Origin of the sequence: Escherichia ruysiae (assembly GCF_031323975.1) — a bacterium.
Taxonomy (GTDB): domain Bacteria; phylum Pseudomonadota; class Gammaproteobacteria; order Enterobacterales; family Enterobacteriaceae; genus Escherichia; species Escherichia ruysiae.
Genome location: NZ_JAVIWS010000001.1, coordinates 1,174,660 through 1,186,835, shown reverse-complemented (window position 1 = coordinate 1,186,835; position 12,176 = coordinate 1,174,660). Strand labels below are relative to the sequence as shown.

Genomic DNA, 12,176 nt, shown 5'->3' with positions numbered 1-12,176 from the left:
GATGTCGTCTCTTGAATTAGCACGTATAGCTAAAGCGTAGCGGCTTTTTTGCTCGCAACTGGCGGGAGTTACTCTGAAAATGTATAAAAGGCTGCGTTTGCCTTTTTCTGTTTCTACAGAATCAAGTAGCCTACAGGGCGGCGATTACCAGGCTATGATCAAGTCAGCAAACCAGGGCGTCTGGACATCAGTTGACGTGCTGTTACAATCGCCCACACCTAAACAGGCGGATACGGTATCGTTCCGTCATGGATGGCAAACTGCATAAGCCATAAAAAAGCCATAAAAAACAGGGAGACATTTATGAAGCTTCGCCTGTCGGCGCTTGCTCTGGGAACTACGCTTCTGGTGGGGTGTGCGAGTTCCGGTACAGATCAGCAAGGGCGTTCTGACCCGTTAGAAGGGTTCAACCGCACCATGTACAATTTTAACTTCAATGTGTTAGACCCGTATGTGGTTCGACCGGTAGCGGTCGCCTGGCGTGATTATGTTCCGCAACCGGCGCGTAACGGTTTGAGCAACTTCACCGGCAACCTGGAAGAACCTGCGGTGATGGTTAACTACTTCTTGCAGGGTGACCCTTATCAGGGGATGGTCCACTTTACCCGCTTTTTCCTGAACACCATTTTGGGAATGGGCGGTTTTATTGATGTTGCTGGGATGGCGAATCCGAAACTGCAACGCACCGAACCTCACCGTTTTGGCAGTACGCTCGGTCACTATGGCGTGGGTTATGGGCCGTACGTTCAGTTACCGTTCTACGGTAGCTTTACGCTGCGTGATGACGGCGGTGATATGGCAGACAGCCTTTACCCGGTACTTTCCTGGCTGACCTGGCCGATGTCGGTGGGTAAATGGACGCTTGAAGGGATCGAAACTCGTGCGCAGTTGCTGGATTCTGACGGCTTGCTTCGTCAGTCCTCCGATCCTTACATTATGGTGCGCGAGGCTTACTTCCAGCGTCATGATTTCATCGCCAATGGCGGTGAGCTCAAACCGCAAGAAAACCCGAACGCGCAAGCGATTCAGGATGATTTAAAAGATATCGATTCTGAATAAGACGCAAATAAAAAAGGTGAGTCGTAAAACTCACCTTTTTTCTTATTAAACGAACGTGTTATTAGAACGCGTAGTTAAAGTTAGTCCCGAACAGCCAGGCTTTACCTTCAGACTCGAAAGAATAAGCTGCCGCACCTTCACCTTCGGTGAATTTCACTTTCTGACCATGCATATAAGATGCGCCAACGTCAATGGATGCATCTTCATTAAATGCATAGGTTAACCCAGCACTTAACCACAAACGATCCTGGTCAGGAATGGAAATAGAGCGTTTATCTGCCGGAACCGGGCTGTCGTCATAGGCGATACCGGTACGGAAGGTCCAGTTTTTATCGTAATAGTAGGTTGTACCCAACGCGATACGATATGCGTCACGGAATCCTTCATCTTTATAGAACAGCGTCTGACCACTATCGCCTTTCGCTTTCAACTCCTGGAACTGACTCCAGCTGGTATAGGCCATGCTGTAGTGAATTGCCCACTGCGGCGCAACACGGTTATAACCAGAAATCTCCCACATCTCAGGCAGGTTGAGCGTCAAGGATCCATTTTGTGTTGCACCCATCGTGCCATACGGCAAGCCCATATTACCCAAAATGTTGTTCAGATTTGGGTTAATGGAGCTTTTGTAATCCCCTTCGAAGTCGATTTTAACTTCTGAACGATATGTCAGGCCCCAACGGTTATCTTTATCCAGTTCATAAAGAATACCCGCGTTCCAGCCAAAGCCCCACTCGTCACCTTTCAGATGAGCAATTTGAGAGTCCGGAGTATTAATACCATTGGTCAATGACGCGGGTACACCTTGGGCAATCAACTGTTGAGACAACAAAGGCCCCAGCGAACCGGCGTAACGCTCAATTTTTGCCTTGGCGTAAACAGCATCAAAACCAAGACCAAAACTCCAGCTATTGTTAAGGCGATAAGCCCCGCTAAGGTTAAGGTTGATTGTCTGCAGATCGGTTTTACCGCCATAGATACCAGCAGCATAGTTGTCGGTAAATTCCGTAGCCAGGCCGTAGTTGGACGTTATTGACGCTCCCCAACCAAACTGATCGTTAATAGGCGCGACAAAGTGCAGGTTAGGGACCCACGCTGTCGGTGCGATATTTTTAGCATTTGCACTCTGACCGGTTAAATTAGAATGCCCGGTAATATCTACATCCGGATCAATATAAACCGCACCCGCAGAAAAAGTCGGGCGGTCAAACATGGTAATCAACGCGGGGTTACGGCTGACGTTACCGGCATCATCGGCAATTGCGCCTTCCCCTGAATAAGCCCGACCCAGGCCAGAGGAAGAAAATTCGTTTAACTGAAAGCCTGCCGACCAGGCCTGGGTGGAGATAAGTGCCACTGCGACTGCGAGAGCAGACTTTGTAAACAGGGTTTTCTGGCTCATGACCATAACCTCAATAATTTATTTTTATACAAACTATGTTACGTGCTGTAACAGGAGCGCGAAGTGTAGGGGCTGATGTACATCTTAGAAATCAGACCAGTGGCGAGAGTATAGGTCTGACCAGATAGGATGTTGCAAGTATGTTTCTATCTTTTTTCAAATATGATCTAAGAAACGCGATCCAGCTGGCAAAATTTAGAGGTGGCGCACTCATCCATCCGGGTGAATTTTGTTTTAGATCATTTTTAAGTGTGATTTCGGTCACTTATCCGATTTTGCAGAATTAACAACTGGAGCAGCACTTTCCGGAAGCGTAAAATATCCGCAACGTTTATCTGGCACCTTGGGTGCACATACAGAGGAAATCAACGATGAGTAAATGTAGTGCTGATGAAACCCCGGTTTGCTGCTGTATGGATGTTGGCACCATTATGGACAACTCCGATTGCACCGCGTCTTACAGCCGCGTGTTTGCAAACCGCGCAGAAGCAGAACAAACGCTGGCGGCGCTGACTGAAAAAGCCCGTAGCGTGGAATCCGAACCGTGCAAAATCACCCCGACTTTCACTGAAGAGTCTGATGGTGTTCGCCTGGATATCGATTTCACTTTTGCCTGCGAAGCTGAAATGCTGATCTTCCAGCTGGGTCTGCGTTAATTCCTCTCAGGTACGCACGCCCCTGCCAGTTGCTGGCAGGGGCGTTTTGTTTTCTCTTCTTCTTTTCTCTCTGTGTCATAGCTCCCACTTTCCCTTTTCTCCACTTGGCTAAATGTAAAAAAATGGTTAAGACTATGATCAGGTCAGACCACTTTATCTATTTTTTTACAGGGGAGTGTTATGGGTCAGGTTTTACCGCTGGTTACCCGCCAGGGCGATCGTATCGCCATTGTTAGCGGATTACGCACGCCTTTTGCTCGCCAGGCGACGGCTTTTCATGGTATTCCCGCTGTTGATTTGGGGAAGATGGTCGTCGGAGAACTGCTTGCTCGTAGCGAGATCCCCGCCGAAGTGATTGAACAACTGGTCTTTGGTCAGGTCGTACAAATGCCGGAAGCCCCCAACATTGCGCGTGAAATTGTTCTTGGCACCGGAATGAACGTCCATACCGATGCTTACAGCGTCAGTCGTGCCTGTGCCACCAGTTTCCAGGCTGTTGCAAACGTCGCCGAAAGCCTGATGGCGGGAACCATTCGTGCGGGGATTGCCGGTGGGGCAGATTCCTCGTCGGTATTGCCGATTGGCGTTAGCAAAAAACTGGCGCGCGTGCTGGTGGATGTCAACAAAGCCCGCACAATGAGCCAGCGTCTGAAACTTTTCTCTCGTCTGCGTTTGCGTGACTTAATGCCCGTGCCGCCTGCGGTAGCGGAATATTCCACCGGCTTGCGGATGGGTGACACCGCTGAACAAATGGCGAAAACCTACGGCATCACCCGCGAACAGCAAGATGCATTAGCGCACCGTTCGCATCAGCGAGCCGCTCAGGCGTGGTCGGAAGGTAAACTCAAAGAAGAAGTGATGACCGCCTTTATCCCCCCTTATAAACAACCGCTTGCCGAAGACAACAATATTCGCGGTAATTCCTCGCTTGCTGATTACGCAAAGCTGCGTCCGGCGTTTGATCGTAAACACGGAACGGTAACGGCAGCGAACAGTACGCCGCTGACCGATGGCGCTGCGGCGGTGATCCTGATGACCGAATCGCGGGCGAAAGAATTAGGGCTGGTGCCGCTGGGGTATCTGCGCAGTTATGCATTTACCGCGATAGATGTCTGGCAGGACATGTTGCTCGGTCCAGCCTGGTCAACGCCGCTGGCGCTGGAACGTGCCGGTTTAACGATGAGCGATCTGACATTGATTGATATGCATGAAGCATTTGCTGCCCAGACGCTGGCGAATATTCAGTTGCTGGGTAGTGAACGTTTTGCCCGCGATGTGCTGGGGCGTGCACATGCCACTGGTGAAGTGGACGACAGCAAATTTAACGTGCTTGGCGGTTCGATTGCTTACGGACATCCCTTCGCGGCTACTGGTGCGCGGATGATAACCCAGACATTGCATGAACTTCGCCGTCGCGGCGGTGGATTTGGTTTAGTGACCGCCTGTGCCGCAGGTGGGCTTGGTGCAGCAATGGTTCTGGAGGCGGAATAATGGAAATGGCATCAGCATTTACCCTCAATATGCGTCTGGACAATATTGCCGTCATCACCATTGATGTTCCTGGCGAGAAAATGAACACCCTGAAGGCGGAGTTTGCCTCACAGGTACGCACCATTATTAAACAACTCCGCGAAAATAAAGATCTGCGCGGCGTGGTGTTTATCTCCGCGAAACCGGACAACTTTATTGCCGGCGCGGATATCAACATGATCGGCAACTGCAAAACGGCGCAAGAAGCGGAAGCACTGGCGCGGCAGGGGCAACAGTTGATGGCGGAAATTCATGCCTTGCCAGTTCCGGTTATTGCCGCCATTCACGGCGCTTGCCTGGGCGGTGGACTGGAGTTGGCGCTGGCGTGCCACGGTCGTGTTTGTACTGACGATCCTAAAACGGTGCTCGGTTTGCCTGAAGTTCAGCTTGGGTTGTTACCCGGTTCAGGTGGCACCCAGCGTTTACCGCGCCTGATAGGTGTCAGCACAGCATTAGAGATGATCCTCACCGGCAAGCAGCTTCGGGCAAAACAGGCGTTAAAGCTGGGACTGGTGGATGACGTCGTTCCGCACTCCATTTTACTGGAAGCCGCTGTAGAGCTGGCGAAGCAGGATCGTCCGGTTTCGCGGGCACTTCCGATTCGCAAACGTGTGATGGCGGGGCCATTAGGTCGTGCGCTGTTATTCAAAATGGTAAGCAAAAAAACAGAACAGAAAACCCAGGGCAACTACCCGGCGACAAAACGTATTCTTGAGGTTATCGAGACCGGGTTAGCGCAGGGCACCAGTAGCGGCTATGACGCTGAAGCTCGAGCCTTTGGTGAACTGGCGATGACGTCGCAATCAAAGGCATTGCGCAATATCTTTTTTGCCAGTACCGACGTGAAGAAAGATCCCGGCAGCGATGTTGCCCCCGCTCCTTTAAATAGTGTGGGAATTTTAGGTGGTGGTTTGATGGGCGGCGGTATTGCTTACGTCACTGCCTGTAAAGCGGGTCTGCCGGTACGAATTAAAGATATCAACGTCCAGGGGATTAATCATGCGCTGAAATACAGTTGGGATCAGCTTGAGGGCAAAGTGCGCCGTCGGCATCTCAAAGCCAGTGAACGCGACAATCAACTGGCATTAATTTCGGGAACGACGGATTATCGCGGCTTTGCCCATCGCGATCTGATTATTGAAGCAGTGTTTGAAAATCTCGAATTAAAACAACAAATGGTGGCAGAAGTTGAGCAGAATTGCGCCGCTCATACCATCTTTGCTTCGAATACCTCATCTTTACCGATTGGCGATATTGCCACTCACGCCACGCGACCAGAGCAAGTTATCGGCCTGCATTTCTTCAGTCCGGTGGAAAAAATGCCGCTGGTGGAGATCATTCCTCATGCGGTTACATCGGCGCAAACCATCGCCACCACGGTAAAACTGGCGAAAAAACAGGGTAAAACGCCAATTGTCGTGCGTGACAAAGCCGGGTTTTACGTCAATCGCATCTTAGCGCCTTACATTAATGAAGCTATCCGCATGTTGACCGAAGGTGAACGGGTAGAGCACATTGATGCTGCGCTGGTGAAATTTGGTTTTCCGGTAGGGCCAATCCAACTTTTGGATGAGGTAGGAATCGATACCGGGACTAAAATTATTCCTGTACTGGAAGCCGCTTATGGAGAACGTTTTAGCGCGCCTGCAAATGTTGTTTCTTCAATTTTGAACGACGATCGCAAAGGTAGAAAAAATGGTCGGGGATTCTATCTTTACGGTCAGAAAGGGCGTAAAAGCAAAAAACAGGTCGATCCCGCCATTTACCCGCTGATTGGCGCGCAAGGGCAGGGGCGGCTCTCCGCACCGCAGGTTGCTGAACGGTGCGTGATGTTGATGCTGAATGAAGCAGTACGTTGTCTGGACGAGCAGGTTATCCGTAGCGTGCGTGACGGAGATATTGGCGCGGTATTTGGCATTGGTTTTCCGCCATTTCTCGGTGGACCGTTCCGCTATATCGATTCTCTCGGCGCGGGCGAAGTGGTTGCAATAATGCAGCGACTGGCCACGCAGTATGGTTCTCGTTTTACCCCTTGCGAGCGTTTAGTAGAGATGAGCGAGCGAGGGGAAAGTTTTTGGAAAACAACTGCAACTGACCTGCAATAAGAAGGTCAAAGCTATATGAATCCGCGCTGAATGGCGGAGTGTTGTTCAAAATGTAAACGCATATTGACTATACTTACGCCATTGAGGTAAAAAACAGCGTTTCATTCGGTGAATGGATAAGGCACAATGCCGGCCACCGTCCTCTTTATCTGGTTTCAGATGAAAGAAGACGGGCGAATCTGGTTAACAAAAGCGGTGCAATATGCAAGTTTTTATCATGCGTCACGGCGACGCAGCCCTCGATGCCGCCAGTGATTCGGTTCGTCCTCTGACCACTAACGGTTGTGACGAATCTCGCCTGATGGCGAACTGGCTGAAAGGTCAAAAAGTGGAAATCGAACGCGTTCTGGTGAGCCCGTTCCTGCGAGCCGAGCAAACACTGGACGAAGTAGGGGATTGTCTGAACCTGCCTTCCAGTGCAGAAGTTCTGCCGGAGTTAACGCCCTGCGGCGATGTTGGCCTGGTCAGTGCCTATCTGCAGGCGTTGACCAATGAAGGTGTTGCTTCGGTACTGGTGATCTCCCACCTACCCTTAGTCGGATATCTGGTCGCTGAGTTATGTCCGGGCGAAACGCCGCCTATGTTTACCACCTCGGCCATTGCCAGCGTAACGCTTGATGAAAGCGGAAAAGGTCAATTCAACTGGCAGATGAGCCCGTGTAATCTGAAGATGGCAAAAGCAATTTGATATGAACGTGTAAGGCCCGCTGGCGTAAGCTTTCGGGCCTTAGTTTTGCTTACTGTATTGAAATTATTGCTATTTAAATGCATTTAATCCTCCTGTTATGAAAAAATAAATGTTTCCATTTATAGCAAGGTCAGTTATTTATTTTCACAAAGTTACATATGGAAGTAATTGTTGCTTTTTTGCATGGGTTATTATTTTTCGAAAAGATGTGTTAAAAAATAAAGAGAGAGATTATTGAGCAGGTATTTTAGGGTCTTGATATAATATTAATTCAGAAGAATTAAGATTATATCTTCCCGAAGATATAATCACAATTGCCATATTTATTTTTAGCTGTTTTATGATCCAGAATCATTCATGGGGTAAAGTGTTCGTGCCGTTTTGATGAAATGTTCTGCTGTTTTTTGAGATAATCCTCAAGATATTATTTGCACTATTGATTATTTAAAAGTTTCTACACAGTGTTGTTAGTAAATTTAAATTGAACCACTCTCATTAAAATATCAACATTGCCGCCACGCCAAAGAATATCATCTCGTGCAACCCGTATTTTATGGATCAGAAATCCTATTCAATGGTTGGTTAAAAGCTGCTGAAGAAAGATTGAGGGATTTTATCATCAATATTTCAGTTGGCTTATATTCTAATTATTTATGGTTTAAGGACAAATAATGAGTAAGTTTGTAAAAACAGCTATTGCAGCAGCTATGGTAATGGGTGCGTTCACTTCAACATCTTCTTTCGCAGAAGGTAACAACGGTACTGCCCGTTTTTACGGCACCATTGAAGATTCCGTTTGCTCTATCGTACCAGACGATCACAAACTGGAAGTGGATATGGGTAATATCGGTGCGGAAAAACTGAAAAACAACGGCACTACCACGCCGAAAGATTTCCAGATTCGTTTACAGGATTGCGTGTTTGATACCCAAACTACCATGACCACTACCTTCACCGGTACTGTGTCTACGGCGAATAGCGGCAACTACTACACCATTTTTAATACCGATACCGGTACGGCGTTTAACAACGTGAGCCTGGCGATTGGTGATCAACAAGGAACCTCTTACAAAAGTGGCGCTGGCATTAATCAGCAGATCGTAAAAGATACTGCAACCTCCAAAGGCAAACCGAAACAAACTTTAAACTTTAAAGCCTGGCTGGTAGGTGCGACTGACGCACCGGACCTGGGTGGTTTTGAAGCGAATACCACCTTCCAGATTACCTATCTCTAAGGTATTCCCCCTCATAGCCGCAATGCTATGAGGGTTTTTTAGCGTTTCGATAGTCTTTAAATAACCACGGATGGATACGTGTATGCCTGACCATTCTCTTTTCCGCTTACGGGCGCTTCCCTGGTGCGTTGCCATGGCAATATCTGGATGCCATATCAATGCCTGGGCCGACGAAGATATTCAGTTTGATTCCCGTTTTCTGGAATTAAAAGGCGACACGAAAATTGATCTGAAGCGTTTTTCCAGCCAGGGTTATGTTGAACCGGGTAAATATAATTTACAGGTTCAGGTAAATAAACAGCCGTTACCTGATGAATATGATATTTACTGGTATGCGTCAGAAAACGATAAAAATAAAACTTACGCTTGCCTGTCGCCAGAGCTGGTGGCGCAGCTTGGTTTTAAAGAAGATATTGCACAAAAATTGCAATGGGATCACGACGGTAAATGCCTAAAACCAGGTCAACTTGACGGTCTGGAAATACATGCTGATTTAAGCCAGTCCGCACTGCTCATCACCTTACCGCAGGCTTATCTTGAATACAGCGATGTAGACTGGGATCCGCCTTCGCGCTGGGATGATGGTATCCCCGGTTTCATTGCCGATTACAGCATCAATGCCCAAACCCGACACGAAGAAAATGGCGGCGATGACAGCAACGACATCAGCGGTAATGGTACGGTTGGCGTTAACCTCGGGGCGTGGCGCCTGCGCGCCGACTGGCAGAGTGATTATCAGCATACCCGCAGTAACGATGAAGAGACGGATAACAGCACCGAGAGAAACTGGGACTGGAGCCGTTACTACGCCTGGCGTGCGTTACCGAGTCTGAAAGCCAAACTGGCACTTGGCGAAGACTACCTCGACTCCGATATTTTTGACGGTTTTAACTACATCGGCGGTAGCATCAGCACCGACGATCAAATGTTGCCGCCGAACCTGCGCGGCTATGCTCCGGATATTTCCGGCGTGGCGCATACGGCGGCGAAAGTCACCGTCAGCCAGGCCGGGCGCATAATTTATGAAACCCAGGTGCCTGCCGGGCCATTCCGTATTCAGGATCTCGGTGAATTTAACTCTGGTACGCTGCATGTGCGCATTGAAGAGTTGAACGGCCAGGTGCAAGAGTATGACATCAGCACCGCTTCCATGCCGTTCCTGACGCGTCCGGGGCAGGTGCGATACAAAGTGATGATGGGGTGCCCGCAGGAGTGGGGGCACCATGTACAGGGCGGATTCTTCTCCGGTGGTGAAGCGTCCTGGGGGATAGCCAACGGCTGGTCGCTCTACGGCGGGGCGCTGGGCGATGAAAACTACCAGTCTGCTGCGCTTGGCATCGGGCGCGATCTCTCCATTTTCGGCGCGATGGCGTTTGATATTACCCACTCACATACCCGGCTTGACGATTCAACCGCTTACGGCAAGGGCACACTCGACGGTAACTCTTTCCGCGTCAGTTACTCTAAAGACTTTGATGATCTAAACAGCCGCGTCACCTTCGCCGGATACCGCTTCTCTGAAGAAAACTATATGACCATGAGCGAGTATCTGGACGCGAATGACAGCGAAATGGTCCGCGCCGGCAATGATAAAGAGATGTACACCGCCACCTATAACCAGAACTTCAGGGATGCCGGCGTTTCTGTTTATCTGAACTATACGCGCCATACCTACTGGGATCGCGAGGAGCAGACCAACTACAACGTCATGCTCTCCCATTATTTCAACATGGGCGGCATTCGTAACATGAGTATCTCCCTGACGGGTTATCGCTACGAGTATGACAACAGCGCCGACAAAGGCGTCTATATCTCCTTAAGTATGCCGTGGGGTGATAACAGCACCGTGAGTTACAACGGCAACTACGGCAGCGGTTCAGACAGCAGTCAGGTGGGATACTTCAACCGTATTGATGACGCCAGCCACTATCAGATAAACGTTGGCAGCAGTGAAAATCACTCCAGGGTCGATGGCTATTACAGCCATGACGGTTCAATGGCACATGTGGATCTGAGTGCTAACTACCATGAAGGGCAGTACACTTCTGCCGGCTTGTCGCTGCAAGGCGGAGCCACGTTAACTGCGCACGGTGGCGCGTTGCATCGTACTCAAAACATGGGCGGTACGCGCCTGCTTATCGACGCTGACGGCGTGGCTGACGTACCGGTCGAAGGTAACGGTTCAGCGGTGTACACCAACATGTTTGGTAAAGCCGTCGTTGCGGACGTCAATAACTACTACCGTAACCAGGCCACGATTGACCTGACTAAACTGCCAGAGAACGCCGAAGCCACGCAGTCAGTGGTGCAGGCGACGCTGACCGAAGGAGCCATTGGCTACCGTAAATTTGCGGTCATCAGTGGGCAAAAGGCGATGGCTGTCCTGCGCCTGAGTGATGGCAGTTATCCACCATTCGGTGCAGAAGTGAAAAACGAACACGACCAACAGGTTGGTCTGGTCGACGACGACGGCAACGTCTATCTGGCAGGGGTAAAAGCTGGCGAACGGATGAGTGTCTCATGGAATGGAGCGTCCCACTGTGAGATCTCCCTGCCAGACCCGCTGCCTGCCGACCTGTTCAACGGCCTGTTACTGCCGTGTAAGCAAAAAGGCGCGGTGGCGCCTGCCACTCCGCTGGAAATCAAACCGGTGATTCAGGAACAGACGCAGCAGCTCACGCCTGGCACACCGCCAGTCGCTATCTCCGCTAACCAATAACGTGATTAAGGAATGATCCATGTATACACAGACTAATACCGCAAAAATGGTTGCCCCGGCGCTGGCGCTGCTGGTGACCGCCGCCAGTTTTACAACCCACGCATCGGTAACGCCCGACCGCACCCGCCTGATCTTCAAAGAAAGTGACAAATCCATCAGCGTCACGTTGCGCAATAACGATCCTAAGCTGCCATATCTGGCGCAAAGCTGGATAGAAGACGAAAAGGGCAACAAAATCAGCTCGCCATTGACGGTTCTGCCGCCGGTACAGCGCATTGATGCGATGATGAATGGTCAGGTAAAAGTCTAGGGAATGCCGGATATCAGCAAGTTACCTGCCGATCGTGAGAGCATGTTCTACTTTAATGTGCGTGAAATTCCGCCAAAATCGAACAAACCGAACACCCTGCAAATTGCGCTGCAAACGCGTATCAAACTGTTCTGGCGACCGAAGGCGCTGGCAGAAATCAACATGAGAGATCCGTGGCAGCACAAGGTGACTTTAACCCGCAATGGGCAGGCCTTCACCGTTAATAACCCAACGCCGTATTACGTGATCCTCAGCAACGCCAGTACCCAGAAAAATGGTAATCCGGCAGCCGGATTTACGCCACTGGTAATGCCGCCGAAAACATCCGCACCGCTGAATGTGAAGATGGACAGTGTGCCAGTGCTGACGTATGTCAACGACTACGGCGCGCGACTTTCGCTGATCTTTAAATGCAACGGCAATAGTTGCCAGGTGGATGCAGAGCAGAGCCGCAAAGGCTGATGCCGGGAGG

The 12,176-nt window shown here is 50.0% G+C and carries 8 protein-coding genes and 1 pseudogene; 8 read left to right on the top strand and 1 reads right to left on the bottom strand.

Annotation, left to right across the window (positions count from 1 at the left end):
- Positions 1 to 303: 303 nt before the first annotated feature.
- A complete protein-coding gene (gene mlaA, locus RGV86_RS05985) occupies positions 304 to 1,059 on the top strand; it encodes a phospholipid-binding lipoprotein MlaA (RefSeq protein WP_000776780.1) in 756 nt (251 codons plus the stop codon).
- A 61-nt stretch (positions 1,060 to 1,120) separates the two neighbouring features.
- Here mlaA and fadL read toward each other — a convergent pair whose 3' ends face one another.
- Positions 1,121 to 2,461, bottom strand: coding sequence for a long-chain fatty acid transporter FadL (fadL, locus tag RGV86_RS05980; protein WP_024212665.1), 1,341 nt, complete (start codon positions 2,459 to 2,461; stop codon positions 1,121 to 1,123).
- A gap of 371 nt (positions 2,462 to 2,832) precedes the next feature.
- On the opposite strand from fadL, the gene RGV86_RS05975 reads away from it, so the two are divergent.
- The 7 genes and pseudogenes from RGV86_RS05975 to RGV86_RS05945 all read left to right on the top strand — a co-directional run bounded on the left by RGV86_RS05975 (position 2,833) and on the right by RGV86_RS05945 (position 12,166).
- Positions 2,833 to 3,117, top strand: a complete 285-nt coding sequence (locus RGV86_RS05975; RefSeq protein ID WP_001296261.1) for a YfcZ/YiiS family protein — start codon at positions 2,833 to 2,835, stop codon at positions 3,115 to 3,117.
- 180 nt (positions 3,118 to 3,297) lie between these two features.
- On the top strand, positions 3,298 to 4,608 hold the full coding sequence (fadI, locus tag RGV86_RS05970) for an acetyl-CoA C-acyltransferase FadI (protein WP_032225825.1): 1,311 nt from the start codon (positions 3,298 to 3,300) through the stop codon (positions 4,606 to 4,608).
- A complete protein-coding gene (gene fadJ, locus RGV86_RS05965; protein ID WP_085460987.1) occupies positions 4,608 to 6,752 on the top strand; it encodes a fatty acid oxidation complex subunit alpha FadJ in 2,145 nt (714 codons plus the stop codon). Before fadI ends, fadJ begins: the two co-directional genes overlap by 1 nt.
- Before the next feature lie 202 nt (positions 6,753 to 6,954).
- Complete coding sequence (sixA, locus tag RGV86_RS05960; protein ID WP_001195811.1) at positions 6,955 to 7,440, top strand: phosphohistidine phosphatase SixA; 486 nt, start codon at positions 6,955 to 6,957, stop codon at positions 7,438 to 7,440.
- Between the two features lie 671 nt (positions 7,441 to 8,111).
- The gene (locus tag RGV86_RS05955; RefSeq protein ID WP_085460986.1) at positions 8,112 to 8,675 is read left to right on the top strand and encodes a fimbrial protein; all 564 of its coding nucleotides are present in this window, start codon (positions 8,112 to 8,114) and stop codon (positions 8,673 to 8,675) included.
- 82 nt (positions 8,676 to 8,757) lie between these two features.
- Complete coding sequence (locus tag RGV86_RS05950) at positions 8,758 to 11,394, top strand: fimbrial biogenesis outer membrane usher protein (RefSeq protein ID WP_085460985.1); 2,637 nt, start codon at positions 8,758 to 8,760, stop codon at positions 11,392 to 11,394.
- A 19-nt stretch (positions 11,395 to 11,413) separates the two neighbouring features.
- Positions 11,414 to 12,166: pseudogene (locus RGV86_RS05945) on the top strand (fimbria/pilus periplasmic chaperone).
- Positions 12,167 to 12,176: the final 10 nt, after the last annotated feature.